The sequence below is a fragment of the Kitasatospora aureofaciens genome (genome assembly GCF_019192735.1).
GTDB lineage: Bacteria > Actinomycetota > Actinomycetes > Streptomycetales > Streptomycetaceae > Kitasatospora > Kitasatospora aureofaciens_A.
Map to the genome: position 1 here is coordinate 127,524 of NZ_JAHTKP010000008.1, position 15,935 is coordinate 143,458.

General features: G+C 74.2%; 15 protein-coding genes. 6 read left to right on the top strand and 9 right to left on the bottom strand.

The features are described from left to right. Positions 1-65 precede the first annotated feature (65 nt). Positions 66-683: an SUKH-4 family immunity protein gene (locus KV557_RS11475; RefSeq protein WP_218199728.1), complete on the top strand. Its 618-nt coding sequence runs from the start codon at positions 66-68 to the stop codon at positions 681-683. 64 nt (positions 684-747) lie between these two features. On the opposite strand, the gene KV557_RS11480 is transcribed toward KV557_RS11475, so the two are convergent. Further along, entirely contained in the window at positions 748-1,368 is a 621-nt protein-coding gene (locus KV557_RS11480) for a TetR/AcrR family transcriptional regulator (protein WP_218199729.1), read from the bottom strand. A 136-nt stretch (positions 1,369-1,504) separates the two neighbouring features. On the opposite strand from KV557_RS11480, the gene KV557_RS11485 reads away from it, so the two are divergent. From KV557_RS11485 to KV557_RS11495, 3 genes are all read left to right on the top strand, one after another. Then, positions 1,505-2,542, top strand: a complete 1,038-nt coding sequence (locus KV557_RS11485; protein WP_218199812.1) for an aldo/keto reductase — start codon at positions 1,505-1,507, stop codon at positions 2,540-2,542. 51 nt (positions 2,543-2,593) lie between these two features. Continuing rightward, on the top strand, positions 2,594-3,106 hold the full coding sequence (locus tag KV557_RS11490) for a GNAT family N-acetyltransferase (RefSeq protein WP_218199730.1): 513 nt from the start codon (positions 2,594-2,596) through the stop codon (positions 3,104-3,106). A 218-nt stretch (positions 3,107-3,324) separates the two neighbouring features. Further along, entirely contained in the window at positions 3,325-4,794 is a 1,470-nt protein-coding gene (locus tag KV557_RS11495; RefSeq protein WP_218199731.1) for an MFS transporter, read from the top strand. 61 nt (positions 4,795-4,855) lie between these two features. On the opposite strand, the gene KV557_RS11500 is transcribed toward KV557_RS11495, so the two are convergent. Together KV557_RS11500 and KV557_RS11505 are read right to left on the bottom strand one after the other, a co-directional pair. After that, the gene (locus KV557_RS11500) at positions 4,856-5,704 is read right to left on the bottom strand and encodes an ABC transporter permease (protein ID WP_218199732.1); all 849 of its coding nucleotides are present in this window, start codon (positions 5,702-5,704) and stop codon (positions 4,856-4,858) included. Beyond that, complete coding sequence (locus tag KV557_RS11505) at positions 5,701-6,612, bottom strand: ATP-binding cassette domain-containing protein (protein WP_218199733.1); 912 nt, start codon at positions 6,610-6,612, stop codon at positions 5,701-5,703. Before KV557_RS11505 ends, KV557_RS11500 begins: the two co-directional genes overlap by 4 nt. A 133-nt stretch (positions 6,613-6,745) precedes the next feature. Between KV557_RS11505 and KV557_RS11510 the strand changes: the two genes are divergently transcribed. Beyond that, entirely contained in the window at positions 6,746-7,936 is a 1,191-nt protein-coding gene (locus KV557_RS11510; RefSeq protein WP_218199734.1) for a sensor histidine kinase, read from the top strand. Further along, positions 7,933-8,601, top strand: coding sequence for a response regulator transcription factor (locus tag KV557_RS11515; RefSeq protein ID WP_308129855.1), 669 nt, complete (start codon positions 7,933-7,935; stop codon positions 8,599-8,601). The genes KV557_RS11510 and KV557_RS11515 overlap by 4 nt, the downstream gene beginning before the upstream one ends. 14 nt (positions 8,602-8,615) lie before the next feature. Here the strand turns inward: KV557_RS11515 and KV557_RS11520 are convergent, their stop codons facing one another. The 6 genes from KV557_RS11520 to KV557_RS11545 all read right to left on the bottom strand — a co-directional run bounded on the left by KV557_RS11520 (position 8,616) and on the right by KV557_RS11545 (position 15,703). Then, on the bottom strand, positions 8,616-8,963 hold the full coding sequence (locus KV557_RS11520; protein WP_218199735.1) for an SAM-dependent methyltransferase: 348 nt from the start codon (positions 8,961-8,963) through the stop codon (positions 8,616-8,618). A 13-nt stretch (positions 8,964-8,976) separates the two neighbouring features. Then, positions 8,977-10,200, bottom strand: coding sequence for an MFS transporter (locus KV557_RS11525; RefSeq protein ID WP_218199736.1), 1,224 nt, complete (start codon positions 10,198-10,200; stop codon positions 8,977-8,979). 84 nt (positions 10,201-10,284) lie between these two features. Further along, complete coding sequence (gene asnB / locus KV557_RS11530) at positions 10,285-12,111, bottom strand: asparagine synthase (glutamine-hydrolyzing) (protein WP_218199737.1); 1,827 nt, start codon at positions 12,109-12,111, stop codon at positions 10,285-10,287. A gap of 113 nt (positions 12,112-12,224) precedes the next feature. After that, entirely contained in the window at positions 12,225-14,141 is a 1,917-nt protein-coding gene (locus KV557_RS11535; protein WP_256177248.1) for an NAD-dependent epimerase/dehydratase family protein, read from the bottom strand. An 82-nt stretch (positions 14,142-14,223) separates the two neighbouring features. Next, positions 14,224-14,997 carry a phytanoyl-CoA dioxygenase family protein gene (locus tag KV557_RS11540; RefSeq protein WP_218199738.1) on the bottom strand — a complete coding sequence of 258 codons (774 nt, stop codon included), beginning with the start codon at positions 14,995-14,997 and terminating at the stop codon, positions 14,224-14,226. Positions 14,998-15,130: 133 nt separating this feature from the next. Next, entirely contained in the window at positions 15,131-15,703 is a 573-nt protein-coding gene (locus tag KV557_RS11545; protein ID WP_218199739.1) for an LmbU family transcriptional regulator, read from the bottom strand. Positions 15,704-15,935 lie beyond the last annotated feature (232 nt).

A 15,935-nucleotide genomic window follows, 5' to 3' on the forward strand; every position in this document is an offset into this window, starting at 1 on the left:
ACTGCTGTCGGTGCGATGCGCTTGGATAGGGCCGTTGCACCGCTCTGACCGGGGGAGATACACCCATGACCGCATCCGCATCCGTACCTGGAACCGACCTGTCGGCCGTTACCAGGAACCCCACCGCCGAGTGGCTGGAGTCGCACTTCGGCCAGGGCACCCTGTGGCGCCCGAGCCCGGAGTCGCTGCCCGAGGGGCTGGAGGACGCCGAGACCCGGGCGTTCCTGACCGAGATCGGCATCCCGGCCGTGCATAACGCCTTCACCGGGTTCGACGGGGAGAGCCTCCCCGAGCGCGGCCTGTGGGAGGCGGATCCGGACGAGATCTTCGGTCGCCGCTACCCCGACGACGACACCCCGCCGGACGGCTACGCCTACTGCGTCGGGCTCGTCAACGAGCTGCACCTGATGGTGGACGGCGTCTGCGGCTCGGTGGAGGCGTACGACCCGAACGGCTGGGACCACGCCGCCGGCCACGCGGGCTACGTGGCCGAGTCGGTGCCGCAGGCGCTGGCCGCGTTCGCCGTGCTGGCCCGTTACGAGGAGCGCTTCGACGACGGCGACGCGACGGCGCTGGCCGAATTCACGGGGCTGCTGGAGCAGTTGGGCCTGGACCTGGACGAGTACGACTTCTGGCAGAACGTGGTGGACGAGCTGCGCGAGGGCTACCTGGACCTCGACTGACGCTTTGTGGACCGTCGGCCGCACCGCCCTCTCGGGCCGTGCGGCCGTCCGCGTTTCCATCGCGTTACCGCCGGTACGCACCCGCCCGGGCCGCTGCCTCGGCCGCTGCCGCGGCGCGGTCGGCGGCAGCCTCGTCCAGCGGATCGGCCGTCGTGAACATCCGGTAGTACAGCGGCGCCGAGACGGCCCGGACCACCTCCGCCGGGTCGGTGTCCGCGGGCAGCTCCCCGCGTTCGACGGCCTCGGCGACGCAGGGCGCCCACTCGGCGATCCGGACCCGGTAGAACCGCTGGAGCGCCTCCGCCGCGCCCGCGTCGCAGTTCGCCGCCACGATCACCGCCCGGAACAGCGCCCCCTGCCGGGGGTCGGCCAGGGTGCGCCGGACGAGCCGCGCGTTGGCCCGCAGGTCCTCGGTGAGCGAGCCGCTGTGGGTGCGCGGCAGCGACTGCTCGGCCATGTCCGCGAGCAGGTCGGCGACCAGCGCGGTCGTACTGCCCCAGCGGCGGTAGACGGTGGTCCGGCCCACCTCGGCCCGCTGGGCGATGTCCCCCAGGTCGAGGCCGGCGAACCCGTGCTCGACCAGGGCGTCCTCGGCGGCCCGCAGGACGGCGGTGCGCACGCGCGCCGTGCGGCCGCCGGGGCGGACCGTGCCCGGGGTGGGGGACTCGGGATGATCGACGGCCATTAACGGGATTCCTGTTCCATTAGCTGGGCGGACTCTGCTAGGGTCGAGTCATCCTAACGGAATTGGAGTCCCGTTAAGGGGCTCCGAGGGGAGAATCATCATGGACACCGCCATGGACACCGTGACCGACACCGCCATGGAATACCGCCGGCTCGGCGCCTCCGGACTCAAGGTCCCCGCACTCAGCCTCGGCACCGGCACCTTCGGCGGGCGCGGCCCGCTCTTCGGCGCCTGGGGCACCACCGACGACCAGGAGGCCCGCCGCCTGCTCGACATCGCCATCGACGCGGGCGTCACCATGTTCGACACCGCCGACGTCTACTCCGACGGCGCCTCCGAGGAAGTCCTCGGCAAGGCCATCCACGGCCGCCGCGACCAGGTGCTCATCTCCACCAAGGCCGGCCTGCCGCTCGGCGACGGCCCGCACGACGCCGGCACCTCCCGGGCCCGCCTCGTCAAGGCCGTCGAGGACGCGCTGCGCCGCCTCGGCACCGACTACCTCGACCTCTTCCAACTGCACGCCTTCGACGCCGCCACCCCCGTCGAGGAGGTCCTCGCCACCCTGGACGACCTCGTCCGGGCCGGCAAGATCCGCTACACCGGCGTCTCCAACTTCTCCGGCTGGCAGCTGATGAAGTCCCTCGCCGTCGCCGACCGCTTCGGCCGCCCCCGCTACGCCGCCCACCAGGTCTACTACTCCCTCGTCGGCCGCGACTACGAGTGGGAGCTGATGCCGCTCGGCCACGACCAGGGCGTCGGCGCCCTCGTCTGGAGCCCGCTCGGCTGGGGCCGCCTCACCGGCAGGATCCGGCGCGGTCAGCCGCTCCCGGCCGGCAGCCGCCTCCACGACACCGCCGACTACGGCCCGCCGGTCGAGGACGAACTGCTGTACCGCGTCGTCGACGCGCTCGACGTGATCGCCGAGGAGACCGGCCGCAGCATCCCCCAGGTGGCCATCAACTGGCTGCTGCGCCGCCCGACCGTCTCCTCCGTCATCATCGGCGCCCGCAACGAGGAGCAGCTGCGCCAGAACCTGGGCGCCATCGGCTGGTCGCTGACGGACGATCAGGTGGCCCGCCTCGACGCGGCGAGCGCCCGCACGGCCCCGTACCCGTACTTCCCGTACCGGCGCCAGGAGGCCTTCGCCCGCCTCAACCCGCCGCTCGCCGGCTGAACCGGATAATCCGCTTGCTGTACCGGCAGGGCGTACGGCAAGGTCCGCACTATGCCTGAACCGCACGATCTCGAACTGCGCCGCCTGACCTCCGACGACTGGCCGCTCTGGCGCGAACTCCGCCTCGCCGCCCTCGCCGAGGCCCCCTACGCCTTCGGCTCCACCCTCGCCGACTGGCAGGGCGCCGGCGACCACGAGGACCGCTGGCGCTCCCGCCTGGAGATCCCCGGCGCCCTCGACCTGGTCGCCGTCCTGGACGGCACCCCCGCCGCAATGGCCAGCGGCGTCCCCGCCGACGAGGATCCGACCGCCGCCGAGCTGATCTCCATGTGGGTCGGCCCCGCCGCCCGCGGCCGGGGCGTCGGCGACCGCCTGATCACCGAGATCGCGCACTGGGCCACGACCGAGGGCTACCGGACGCTGAAGCTCGCCGTCATGCCCCGCAACGACGCGGCCATCGCCCTCTACCGCCGCCACGCCTTCACCGACACCGACGAACTCGGCGACCTCCTCGACGACGGCGTCCACCGCGAACTCGTCCTGGCCAAGCCCCTGACCGCCTAGGCCCGCGGCGCGTTCCCGGACGGCCGGCTCTCGGTGGCGACAGTCGTGCCCACAGCCTCGTGTCGTCCCTGGCCGGCCGCGAGGCGGTTCGGCCGTCCGGGTGATCCGACGGAGCCCGTGTGGCGGTGCGGGCGGGGCGGGGTGACGATGGGCATTCCGGTGTGTGCACGACCTTCCCTGTGGGCCGGTCCGACCGACCGCCCCGGAAGGGAGCGACCATGACGGCCTCTCCGCCCTGTACCGCGAACCCGAACTCTCCCGGCGCCTCCGCCGCCGGCGGGCGGGCCGACGCGCGACGCTGGCGGGCGCTCGCGGTGTGCCTGGTCGCCGGGTTCATGACCCTGCTGGACGTCAGCATCGTCAACGTCGCCCTGCCGACCGTCCGCACCGGGCTGCACATGTCGGAGAGCGGCCTGCAGTGGGTGCTGAGCGGCTACGCGCTCGCCTTCGGGCTGATCCTCGTTCCGGCCGGGCGGCTCGGCGACGCGCGGAGCCGGCGGGCCGTGTTCCTCACCGGGCTCGCCCTGTTCACGCTGGCCAGCGCGCTCGCGGGCGCGGCGCAGGACCAGGAGTGGCTGGTCCTGGCGAGGCTGGTCCAGGGCGCGGCGGGCGGGGTGCTGGTGCCGCAGGTGTCCGGGTTCATCCAGACGCTCTTCCAGGGCGCCGACCGCGGCCGGGCGTTCGGCGCGCTCGGCTCGACGATCGGGGTGTCCACCGCCGTCGGGCCGCTGCTGGGCGGGCTGCTGATCCACCTGTTCGGGCCGCAGGACGGGTGGCGGTGGGTGTTCCTCGTCAACCTGCCGATCGGCGCCGTCGCGCTGCCGATCGCCTACCGGCTGCTCCCGCCGCCCCCGCCGCCGGGCGAGCGGGCCGGGCAGCGGGACTTCGACCCGGTCGGGGTGCTCCTGCTCGGCGCCGGGACGGTCGCGCTGCTGCTGCCGTTCGTCCAGGAGCAGCAGTGGCACAGCGCCGCGCGCTGGCTGCTGCTGCCGACGGCGGCCGCGCTGCTGGGGGCCTTCGTCGGCTGGGAGCGGTACTACGCGCGGCGCCGGGAGCCGCTGGTGAGCATGGAGCTGTTCGCGGTGCGGTCGTACGCGGCGGGGGTGCTGCTCTCGCTGGTGTACTTCGCGGGGTTCACCGCGATCTTCTTCATCTTCACGCTCTACCTCCAGACGGGCCTGCACTACTCGGCGCTCGCTGCGGGCCTGGCGATCACGCCGTTCGCGGCCGGTTCGGCGGGTGCGGCGACGCTGGGCGGGCGGGTGGTCACCCGGCTGGGGCGGCGGCTGGTGGTGGGCGGGCTGGTGCTGGTGCTGCTCGGGCTGGTGGCCTCGGCCCTGGTGGTGCAGCTGGTGTCGGGCTCGGCGACGGGCTGGGCGACCGCGCTGCCGCTGCTGGTGGCCGGCGCCGGCAGCGGCCTGGTGATCTCCCCGAACCAGACGCTGACCCTCCAGCAGGTGCCGCTGGCCCGGGCCGGCAGCGCGGGCGGCGTACTGCAGACCGCGCAGCGCGTCGGCTCGGCGGTGGGGATCGCGATCGTCGGCTCGGTGTTCTTCACGCACGCCCAGGGTGGGCACCCGGACTGGGCGCTTGCCTTCCAGCTGGGGACGACGGTGGCGGTGGGCCTGGTGCTGGCGGCCCTGCTGGTCGCCCTGCTGGACCTGGCGGCCGGGCGGCGCGGCGGGTAGATCGCTTGAACCGTCCGGCAGCGGGGCCCACGGACGAGCCGGGCCCCGCCCCGCCGGGCGGTCAGTGATCCCGGCGCTGGATGGCGAGTGCCGCGATCGCGACCGAGGCGAGGGACCACACCGCGAAGGCGATCCAGGCGCTCGTGACGGTGGCCGGGTACGGCGACACGAACTGGTCCCGCAGGTCGACCACGGACAGGCGGCGCCAGGCGGTGAACGGCAGGGCGTGCGAGATGTCGGCCGACCAGCGGTAGGTGTCGGTGAAGAAGGCGGGCACGAAGAAGAGCACCAGGATCGTGCTCACGATGCTTGCCGCGGTGTGCCGGATCAGGACGCCGAGGCACAGACCGACGAGGGCGCACACCGGCGCGAACAGCGCGGCTCCGGCGACGAACCGGAAGGCGCCGGGGTCGGTGATCGACAGTCCGATGCCCCGGCCGGACAGGATCGCCTGCGCGATGCCGAAGGAGGTGCCCGCGACGGCGGCACCCCAGCCGAGCACGACCGCCGTGAGCACGAGGGCCTTGGCGAGCAGCAGCGCCCGTCGGTCGGGGACGGCCGCGAGGCTCGTCCGGATCAGCCCGCTGGCGTACTCGTTGACCACGACGAAGGCGCCGAGACCGCCCGCGACCAGCATCACCACGTCGGCCCCGATGGTGTTGAACGAGTCGGTCAGCGCGGTCTGGTAGTAGTGGGCGGCCGGACTGGGGTCGAAGTGGTCGTAGGTGTAACTCGCGCCCCTGGCGGCGACGATGACGATCACCGAGGCGCTGAGCAGCAGCACCCAGGGGATCGAGCGCAGCGACCAGAGCTTGATCCACTCGGCGGCGAGCAGGTCGCCGAAGCTGGCGCGCGGCTCGGCGCCGGTCGAGGCGGGGGAGGGGGCAGGGGCGAGGGTCGGGGTGCTCATCGGGGCTCTCCGGCGAGGTATTCGACGCTGTCGGCGGTCAGTTCCATGAACGCCTCCTCCAGGGAGGCGGTGCGGGTGGTCAGGGCGTGCAGCAACAGGCGGTGTTCCAGGGCGAGTTCGCCGATGCGGGTGGCGTCCAGGCCGGTCACGGTGAGTGCGCCGGCGCCGTCGGGCCGGACGGTGGCGCCCGCGGCCGTCAACACGCCCGTGAGCGCGGCCGGTTCGGCCGCGACGACGGTGACGCTCGACCGGCCGGCCCGGGCGGCGAACCCGGCGAGGCTCTCGTCGGCGATCAGCCGGCCCCGGCCGATCACGACGAGCCGGTCGGCGGTGTGCTCCATCTCCGTCATCATGTGGCTGGAGACGAACACCGTCCGCCCCTCGGCGGCGAGGCGCCGGAACAGTCCGCGCACCCACAGCACGCCTTCGGGGTCGAGCCCGTTGAGCGGCTCGTCGAAGAGCAGCACCGGCGGGTCGCCGAGCAGCGCGGCGGCGATGCCGAGCCGCTGCTTCATGCCGAGCGAGTACCCGCCGATCCGGCGGCCCGCGGCCTCGGCCAGCCCGACCTCGTGCAGCACCTCCTCGACCCGGCCGGACGGGATCGCGTTGCTGCGGGCCAGCGCCCGCAGGTGGGCCCGGCCGGTGCGTCCGCCGTGGACGTCGCCCGCGTCGAGCAGGGCGCCGACGTGGCGCAGGCCGCGCGGCAGGTTCCGGAAGGACCGGCCGCCGACGGTGGCGGTGCCGCCGGTGGGGTCGTTGAGGCCGAGGAGCATCCGCAGGGTGGTGGACTTGCCGGCGCCGTTCGGGCCCAGGAAGCCGGTGACGTGGCCGGGTCGGACGGTGAAGGTGAGGCGGTCGACGGCGGTCTTGCGGCCGTAGCGCTTCGTCAGCTCGGTGACTTCGATCATGGGCTCAACAGTGCCGGGGCGGGCGCCGGGGCCACATCGGACCGGCGCTGACATCACAAGGCGGCGGATGTCATCCGTGGTTGTACGGCCGGAGTCCGATGACGGGTCCACAGCCCGTCGATACGATCTTCGTATGTTCGCAACGCCTGCTCCGCCGCTGTTCCGGCGCGTCCCGCCCGAGGTCTGGGTCGGACTCGCCTGGTGCGTGGCCGCCGCCTACCCGTCCGTCCTGCTCGGCGGTACCACCCGGCACCACAACGGCCCCGCCCTGCACGGCGGTCTGGCGTTCACCCTGGCCGACACGGCGGTGGCCTTCGTGGGCGCCGCGCTGGTGCGCCGCCTGCCGGTGCTCTCGGTCACCCTGCTGGTCGTCGCCGCCTTCACGGAGACCGACGGCTGGCGGGCGGACACCCAGGTGTCCCCGGCCTCGCTGCTGGCCGTGTACGCCGCGCTCTTCCTGATCACCGCGACCCGGCCGCGCCGCAGTTCCCGTATCGCGTTCACGCTGGTCCTGACCGTGCTCGTGCTGCACATCGGCCTGGTGCACGGCAACACCGTCGGCATCTTCACCGGCACCCACATCGGCTCCGCCGACGGCGCCGCCCTGCTCGCGCTCATCGCCTGGCTGGCCGGCCGTTCGGTGCGTCAGAACCGCGAGCACGCCGAGGCGTTGAGCAGCCGGGCGGCCACCGAGGCGGTCACCGCCGAACGGCTGCGGATCGCCCGCGAGATGCACGACACCGTCGCGCACAGCATCGGCATCGTCGCCCTCCAGGCCGGCGCCGCCCGCCGGGTCATCGACACCCGGCCGGACCGGGCCCGGGAGGCGCTCGGCGAGATCGAGGCCGCCGGCCGGGAGACCCTGGCCGGACTGCGCCGGATGCTCGTCGCGCTGCGCCAGGCCGACGGGGAGGTGTCGGCCACCACCCCGCAGGGCCTGGCCGACCTCGACCGGCTGGCCGCCACGACCACCGCAGCGGGCGTCGAGGTCGAGGTCCGGCGGCTGGGCGACCAGGGGCCGCTGCCGCCCGAGATCGACCTTTCGGCGTTCCGCATCATCCAGGAGTCGGTCACCAACGTGGTGCGCCACGCGGGCGTCCGCTCCTGCCGGGTCTCCGTCGACCGCAGCAAGGAGGACGAGGTGTCCGTCGAGATCACCGACCGGGGCCGCGGCCACGGCACCACCCCCGGCAGCGGGTTCGGCCTCGCCGGGCTGCGCGAGCGGGTCACGCTGCTGCACGGCGAGTTCAGCGCCGGCCCGTGCCCCGACGGCGGCTTCCGCGTGACGGCCCGGCTGCCGCTCTCCGCGGAGGTCGGACGGTGATCCGCGTCGTACTGGCCGACGACCAGCCGCTGGTCCGGGCCGCGCTGGAGATGGTCATCGCGGAGACCGCCGACGTCGAGGTGGTCGGCGAGGCCGGCACCGGCACCGAGGCCGTCCGGCTGGCCGCCGAACTGCGGCCGGACGTCGTGGTGATGGACATCCGGATGCCCGGCATGGACGGCATCGAGGCCACCCGCCTGGTCACCGCGGACGGCGGGCCGACCCGGGTCGTCGTCCTCACCACCTTCGACGACGACGACCACGTGTACGGGGCGCTGCGCGCCGGGGCGTCCGGGTTCCTGGTCAAGGACATGGCCCTGGACGACATCCTCGCCGCCGTGCGGGTGGTCGCGGCGGGGGACGCCCTCATCGCGCCGAGCGTCACCCGCCGTCTGATCTCCACGTTCGCGGGGCAGGCGGCACCGGCCGGGACGCCGCCAGAGGCGGACCACCAGCGGCTGGCCGCGATCACCGACCGCGAGCGGGAGATCCTCACCCTGGTCGGCCGCGGCCTGTCGAACACCGAGATCGCCGCCGAGCTGGTGCTCAGCATCGCCACCGTCAAGACGTACATGACCCGGCTGCTCGCCAAGCTCGACGCCCGCGACCGGGTGCAGCTGGTCATCCTCGCCTACGAGGCGGGCCTGGTCTCCGCGCCCCGCTGAGGCCTGGCGGGGCGTCAGCGCTTGACCGCCACGCCCGCGTACATCGCGATGTCCTGGTCCCGGACCGGCGCGGCGTCCGCGTCCGGGCGCCAGTGGTGGACGAGCGTCACACCGGGGTCGAGGAGCTCGTAGCCGTCGAAGAAGGCCTCCGTCTCCGCCTTGTCGCGGATCTGCAGCGGGATGCCGCGCGCGTTGTACTCGCGGCCGACGCCGACGACGCCGACCGGGTCGGTGTCGGCGGTGAACCCTGTCAGGGCGAGGAAGCTGCCGGGCGCGAGGGCGTCCATGAAGCGGCGCACGATGCCCTGCGGGTCGTCCTCGTCGAGCACGAAGTGGACGATGGCGATGAGCGAGAGCGCCACCGGCTGCGAGAGTTCATGGACGCCCGGCGGCGCGGGGGAGCCGGCGGATCGGGCGGACGAGCAGGAGCGTGACGGCGCAGCCCAGCGCGGTCAGCGCGGCGACCAGCAGCAGCCGGTGGACGCCGAACAGCGAGCCGGCCGGCCCGGAGAGCGCCTGGCCGAGCGGCACCGCCAGGATGGAGCCCGCGATCTCGTACGCGGACACCCGGTTGAGCCGGTCCTCGGGGATCCGGGTCTGTACGGTGGTGGACCACTGGACGCCCCAGAACGCCCAGCCGACGCCGCTCAGCCCGTACCCGAGCATGACCAGCGGCAGCGCGGGCACCAGGCCCGCGGCGAGCGGCATCAGCGGGAACAGGAACATGGCGACCGCGCCGCCGAACAGCGGCCGGGCGGGGCGGATCCGGATGGCGACCAGGCCGCCGAGGACGCAGCCGGCCCCGAACGCGCCCTCGGCGAGGCCGAAGGCGGCCTTGCCGTGCGCGGCGATGATCGAGGCCGCGCCGAGCGGGGTGATCGGGCCCCAGACGAAGACGCCCAGCACCCACCAGATCAGGATGACCGCCCACAGCCAGGACCGGGACCGGAACTCGTCCCAGCCGGTGCGCAGGTTGGCGAGGGTGGACTCCGACCGGTCGACCTCGAACGGCGGCAGCCGCAGCGCCAGCAGACAGACCCCGCTGACCGCGAAGGTGGCCGCGTCCACCGCGAACACCCAGGCGGCGGACGTGGAGGCGACGAGCAGGCCGGCCAGCGCGGGCCCGGCCATGGTGGCGATGCCCTGACTGACCCGCAGCACGCCGTTGGCCCGCTGCGCGTCGTCCGCGACCTGCGGGACCAGACTGTTCGTGCCCGGCTGGAACATCGCGGTGGCGACGCCGCCGAGCAGCGCCCCGCCGACGATGAACGCCAGCGGCGGACGGCCGAGCCAGAGGTAGCCGGCCAGCGACCCCTGGGTCAGCAGGCGGACGGCGTCCGCGCCGATCATCAGCGGCACCGGGTGGAAGCGGTCCGCGAACACCCCGCCGAACACGACGAACAGGGCGAACGCGCCCATCCAGGCGCCCAGCGCGTACCCGACGCCGCTCACCCCGTAGCCGAGCGAGAGCATCGCGACGGCCGTGGCGACCGGGATCATCGTGTCGCCGAGCATCGAGACGATGCGGGCGGTGAAGTAAAGGCCGAAGTTCCGGTTCCAGAGGCTGGACGAGGGCGGGGCGGCGACGGTCAGGGCCATGCGGGCTTCCTCCGGGGTGGGGCTGGGTACTCCGATGGGCCTGGGTGCTCCGAGTGGGCCTCGGGTGCTCAGGGCCCAGGCTGCTCAGAGCGCCGTGCGCACGCGGTACGTCCGCAGCCAGCTGTCGAGCTGGAGCGCGGTCTCCAGGGCCGCCCGGCTGACGTCCCCCTCCAGTGCGGCCGCGCCCTGCCGGCCGACCGCCCGGGTGAGGTCGGCGGAGAGCAGCGGCGCGAGCGGGCTGTCACCGGTGCGGACGAGCTGCGCGAGCCGCTCCCGGAGGACCTGGTCGTAGGCGCCGACCCGGAGGTTGGGGTAGGGGGTCTTGACCCGCACGGCCACCGCGTCGGGGAGCAGGTCGCGCATGGCGGCCCGCAGCAGGCTCTTCTCCCGGCCGTCGTAACTCTTCATCGCCCAGGGGATGTTGAAGGTGTACTCGACGAGCCGGTGGTCGGCGAAGGGGACGCGGATCTCCAGCCCGCTCGCCATGCCCAGCCGGTCCAGCCGGTCGAACAGCACCCGGGAGTGCCGGGTGTGCGCGAGGTAGGTGACCTCCCGGTGGCGGGCCTCGGCCGGGTCGGCGACGTACTCGCCGGCCGCGATCTCGGCGACGGCGGCGGCGTGGGTGTCGTGCTCGTACGCGGGCAGGTCGAGCTCGGCGAGCAGGCCGGCGTCGAAGAGCGTGCCGTAGCCCTGGAAGCGGGGCCGCCCCTCGTGCACCCAGGGGTAGGTGCCGGAGCCCACCCACTCCGGGAAGCGCTGCCAGTTGTACCCGCCGAACACGTCGTCGCCGCACTCCCCGGACAGGGCGACGGCGGCGTGCTGCCGGGCCGTGCCGAACAGCCGGTACAGCGAGGCGTACTGGTCGCCCTTGTTCAGCGGGACGTCGTACGCGCCGAGCACGGCGGCGCGCAGCGCCGGGTCGAGCAGGTCGAGGCCGGCCAGCGAGATCTCGCCGTGCTCGGTGCCGGCGTGGCCGGCCATCAGGCGGGCGTAGACGTGGTCGTCGTTGCCCTGCGTGCCGTCCTGGTCGTTGACGGCGACGGTGCGGATCGGCCCGAGGCCCTGCTCACGGGCCAGCTGCGCGGCGAGCGCGGTGAGCGTGCTGGAGTCGAGGCCGCCGGACAGCAGGGCGCAGGGCGGTTCCTGGCCCGCCATCTGGTCGGCGACGACGGTTTCGAGCAGCGCGCGGACGGTGCCGATGGTGGCGTCGAGGCCGTCGGTGTGGTCCGCCACCTGCAGGCCCCAGTAGCGCTGTTCGACGGTGCCCGCGCGGGTGACCCGGACGACGCAGCCCGGGCGGACCTCGCGCATGCCCCGGAATATCGCCTGCCCGGGCACCCGGGCCACGGAGAGGATGTCGCGCAGGCCCTCCGCGTCCAGCACCGGCTCGAAGTCCGGGTGGGCGAGGATCGCCTTCGGTTCGGAACCGAACAGCACGCCCGCCGGGGTGGGGGCGTAGAACAGCGGCTTGACGCCCATCCGGTCGCGGACGAGCAGCAGTTCCTCGCGGCGGACGTCCCAGAGGGCGAAGCCGTACGCGCCCTCCAGCCGGGTGACGACGTCCGGCCCCCACTCCAGGTAGCCGCGCAGGACGGTCTCCGCGTCGCTCTCCGTGCTGAACTCATGGCCCCGGGCGGCCAGTTCGGCCCGCAGCCGGCGCCCGTTGGAGATCCGGCCGAGGTGGCCCAGCACGGCGCGCGGGCCGGACCCGTCCGCGTGGACGAGCGGCTGGGCCGGCCCGCCCGGGTCGGCGACGGCGAGCCGGCGGTGGCCCAGCGCGACGTGCTCGGCGGTCCAGAGGCCCTCGCCGTCCGGGCCGCGCCGGGCCAGCGCGGCCGTCATGGCGCGGGCGATCCCGTGCTCCTGCGCCGGGTTGCGGGAGAAGTCGACCCAGCCGGCGATACCGGACATGTGCTGCTCCTTGGGTTCCTTGGGGTCCATGGGGGGAGGGGCGAGGGTGGTCGCGGGGAGGCGCCCGCGTCCGGCCTGCGGGCGTACGGACGCGGGCGCCTCGGCCAGCTGGGTCAGGGCGCGACGTAGTCGCCGTGGATGTCGCAGGCGTACCACTGGGCCAGCGTGCGCATCCCCTCGAAGACCGAGGCGGAGGGCCGCCAGCCAAGCTCGTCCGTGATCAGCCCGGTGGCCATGGTCCACCGCTCGGTGGCCGGCTCCTCGGCCCGCTCCCAGGTCGTGCGGCGGGCGACCTGGGCCACCAGCTCGGCCAGTTCGTCCTCCGAGTAGGCCGCGGAGGCCACGTTGAGAACGGCCGGGGCTTCCGGCGCGGCCAGCACGGCGGCGATCGCGCCGGCCAGGTCCCGGTAGTCCAGCACCTGGTGGACGCCCTGGGGGCGCAGGGTGAGCGGGTGGCGGGTCCACACCAGGTCGACCCAGCGGACCGGGGTGCTGTCGGGGGCGTGCGGCCCGATCGGGTCGGCGAGACGCAGCACCTGGACGGCGATCCCGCTCTGCTCGCCCCACTGCCGGCAGCGCTCCTCCTCGCGCCACCACGCCAGCGCGACCGGGTCGGCGGGCGGCCCGGTCAGCGCGGACTCCGGCACCGCGCCCGCGCCGCTGCCGCGGTAGACGGCCGCGGAGCCGGCGTAGACCAGGCGGTCCGCCCCGGCCTTCTCCGCGGCCGCGAGCACGGCCTCCAGAGCGTCCGGTCCCGCGGCCGGGCTGCCGAGGTGCACGACGGACCGGACGCCGTCGAGGTCCGCGTCCGCGGGCGGGTCGGTCCGGTGGCCGTGATCGGCGAGCAGGCCCGCGAGCTGGGCGCGGAAGCGGGGGTCGCCGCCGGTGACGGCGACCCGGGGGCCGGACGGGGGCTCGGCCGGGTACCCCGCGACCGGTCCGGCGGCGCGGCCCGCGGCGAGGGCGACGAGCGCCAGGTCCCGGATGGGGTGGGCGAGTTGGATCAGCTCGTCGGCGTTGTGCTCCTCGCAGAGGCCGCCCGGGCCGAGCGTGTCCATCACCGCCGTCGCCACCGCGGGGTCCGGCTCCGGCCGGTCGGCGGTGACGGCGCCGATGGCGAAGCCGGTCAGCCAGACGGCCCGGCCGACGCGTTCGGGAAGCTGTGGGAGCGCAGGCAGCGTGCCGTGCTGGGCGGCGGCGTACGCGTCGAGGCAGCGTTCGAGGAGGCCGGTGCGGCGCAGGTACCGCTCGGTCTCCACGAACTCCCAGTCGCTGCCCCGCCGGACGACGCAGCGGGCGTCGCCGTACTGGTAGAACGGCACGACCGGGAAGCGCGGGCAGCCGTCGGTGTCCGGTGCGTCCGGTATGTCCGCCCGGCCGGTGTAGAGGGTGGCCTGGCGGTGCCCGTGCGAGGCGTTGCCGGCCAGGCTGGGCAGCTCGGCGTGCTGCACGGTGCTGGGCGTGCAGAACCGGACCGGGACGCCGCGCGCGTTCAGGTAGCGCTGCATCACCACGTCGTACGGCCAGCCCTCGTCGTCCCCGGCCTGGAACTCCGCGTAGCCGCGGGCGAGTTCGGCGGGCAGCATCAGGGCCTGGCAGGGGACGTGCTCCTGCAGGGTGTACGCCCACGGCGCGCCGGTCAGCGCGGCGAGCCGGGCGACGGCGCCGTTGCGGGCCTCCCAGCCGGCGTAGAACGCCACCGCCTCGCCGGGGACGGCGGCGGCGACCTGCTCGGCGTGCTCGTAGAAGCCCTCGGCGAGCTCCACGTCGTCCTGGAGCACGAGGTGGTGGGTGGCGTCCGGGGCGACACAGCCCCAGGACACCGGCGCGGTGCGCAGCGCGGTCGGGCGGCCGGCCGGATCGGGGTCGGTGGTGACCAGGATACGGCCCAGCGGGTCGGCGTCGGCGAGTTGCCGGGCCTCCGCCAGCCGCTTCGGGTGGGCCATCACCGCGCCGCTCAGCTTCACCTTGGTCGGACGGCTCTCGGGATTGGTGCCGGAATTCGGGCCGGGGTTCATGCCGGGGTTCATGACGGAAACCTCACAGGGGTGATCGGGGTGATCGGGGTGATCGGAGCGGTCGGACGGGCCGGTGCGGTCCGTGCGGCCGGTGTCACCGGGCGGATCCGGCGGCGTCGGAGTTGCGCACCGTGCGTTCGTTGACGCGGAGGCCGTGGTCGGCGCCCTGCTCCCGTTCGAGCCGGACCATCGCGGCCGGGCGGAAGTTGAGGATGTAGGCGCGCCGGGTGCGGTCGGAGGCGTTGCCGCGGGAGTAGTGCAGGGTGCCGCCGGAGTGGGCGACGGCCTCGCCGGGCGCGAGCGGTACGGCGGTGGCGCCGGGCTCGTCCTCGGAGCAGTCGGTCTCGATGTTCTTGCCGTCGCTGGTGGGGCGGTGCGCACGCAGCGGCTGCCGGTGCGAGCCGCTGACGTACCACATGCACCCGCTGTCGGGCACGGCCTCGTCGAGCGCGACCCAGATCGAGACGGCACGGCTGTCGGGCAGGTCGATCCAGTAGGCGGCGTCCTGGTGCCAGGGGGTGGGCACGCCGGTGTGCGGGTCCTTGTGGATCAGCATGTCGAAGTCGAGCACCGCGTCGTCGCCGATCAGCTCCCGGGCGACGGCCAGCGCCCGGTCGTGCAGGGGCAGTTCGAGGATCTCCGGATGGAGCGCGGACGGCCACATGATCTGGGTGATGTTCTCCCGGGCGCCGTCCCTGAGGGGGACGTGCGAGCCGAGGTCGGAGCGCTTGTCGCCGCTCTCGATGTCCCCGCTCAACAGCCGGTCGTAGATGTCGCGGTAGGCCTGGACCTCGGCGGGGCTGAGCAGCCGGCCCGTGGGGGCGAAGCCGTTCCGCTCGAAGGTCCGGGCCCGTGCGCTGGTTTCCATGCTGACACTCTCCCGAGGGATCGAGGACGTGAGTCCGTTCTGGGGGCCCGAGGGGTGTGAACTCGTCGTGACGGAAAGGGAGCTGAGGGGGAAGGGGGCTGAGAGGACGGACGGCGCGGCGGTCGGTTGCGGCTCAGCCGGCCATGGCCGCGCGCAGCGGCTCGTGCTGCAGGCCGCGGCCGCGGGCGGCGGCGTCGAGGACGCGGAGCATCCATTCGGTGAGGTCGCAGTTGGCGCGTTCGGCGGCGTCCTCCCAGACGCTCCGGCGCGCGTGCGAGACGGCCAGCCGCAGTTCGGTGGCGAGCGCCTGGGGCGGGGTGTCGGACGTGGCGGCGGACCGGATGCGGCGGCGGAGTTCGTTGCGGGACCAGCCGCCCTGCTCGGCGCGGTCGAGCCAGAGGTCCTGGAAGACGGGCGGCAGGGCGGCGACCTCGGCGTGGTGCTGCATGCTGAGGCCGGTGCGCCGCCGCTCGGGCGGGAACTTCCGGGCGATCCAGGCGTAGTTGCGCAGGGTCTGGTAGTCGAGGGCGGTCTCGTCGATCGCCCTGCGGTACCGCTCGGGGTACCGGTCCTGGCCGTAGACCAGCCAGTCGCCGAGCCACCAGGCGGCGGAGTCGGCGGTCGCGGTGAGGTTCCGGCCGATGCGCAGCCACGCGTCGATGGGGAGGCGGGCCGGCAGCGTGAGGGACGTCCGGTCCGTGCACATCTCGCGCTCCCGGCCGGGGCGCCCGGTCGATCGTGCGGATCCGTTCTGCTGCCGATGAGCGACTCGCACCGCATCCCCTTAGGTCAGTAGCTCTTCGTTTCATGGTCGCCACTGACCATGCCCGCTTCAAGGTCTAGACCTTCGATGGGGTGTGACGGACTTTCGGCCGCTCGTGCCGCGTGCGCAGGATGCTGGTGGGGCGGAGGGGGCGAATCGGGCGGTGCGCGGGCTG

What these genes read in the sequence shown, in the direction of transcription:
- KV557_RS11475 (WP_218199728.1), top strand. Translation starts at nt 66, where the DNA reads ATGACCGCATCCGCATCCGTACCTGGAACCGACCTGTCGGCCGTTACC.
- KV557_RS11480 (WP_218199729.1), bottom strand. Translation starts at nt 1,368, where the DNA reads ATGGCCGTCGATCATCCCGAGTCCCCCACCCCGGGCACGGTCCGCCCC.
- KV557_RS11485 (WP_218199812.1), top strand. Translation starts at nt 1,505, where the DNA reads ATGGAATACCGCCGGCTCGGCGCCTCCGGACTCAAGGTCCCCGCACTC.
- KV557_RS11490 (WP_218199730.1), top strand. Translation starts at nt 2,594, where the DNA reads ATGCCTGAACCGCACGATCTCGAACTGCGCCGCCTGACCTCCGACGAC.
- KV557_RS11495 (WP_218199731.1), top strand. Translation starts at nt 3,325, where the DNA reads ATGACGGCCTCTCCGCCCTGTACCGCGAACCCGAACTCTCCCGGCGCC.
- KV557_RS11500 (WP_218199732.1), bottom strand. Translation starts at nt 5,704, where the DNA reads ATGAGCACCCCGACCCTCGCCCCTGCCCCCTCCCCCGCCTCGACCGGC.
- KV557_RS11505 (WP_218199733.1), bottom strand. Translation starts at nt 6,612, where the DNA reads ATGATCGAAGTCACCGAGCTGACGAAGCGCTACGGCCGCAAGACCGCC.
- KV557_RS11510 (WP_218199734.1), top strand. Translation starts at nt 6,746, where the DNA reads ATGTTCGCAACGCCTGCTCCGCCGCTGTTCCGGCGCGTCCCGCCCGAG.
- KV557_RS11525 (WP_218199736.1), bottom strand. Translation starts at nt 10,200, where the DNA reads ATGGCCCTGACCGTCGCCGCCCCGCCCTCGTCCAGCCTCTGGAACCGG.
- asnB (WP_218199737.1), bottom strand. Translation starts at nt 12,111, where the DNA reads ATGTCCGGTATCGCCGGCTGGGTCGACTTCTCCCGCAACCCGGCGCAG.
- KV557_RS11535 (WP_256177248.1), bottom strand. Translation starts at nt 14,141, where the DNA reads ATGAACCCCGGCATGAACCCCGGCCCGAATTCCGGCACCAATCCCGAG.
- KV557_RS11540 (WP_218199738.1), bottom strand. Translation starts at nt 14,997, where the DNA reads ATGGAAACCAGCGCACGGGCCCGGACCTTCGAGCGGAACGGCTTCGCC.
- KV557_RS11545 (WP_218199739.1), bottom strand. Translation starts at nt 15,703, where the DNA reads ATGTGCACGGACCGGACGTCCCTCACGCTGCCGGCCCGCCTCCCCATC.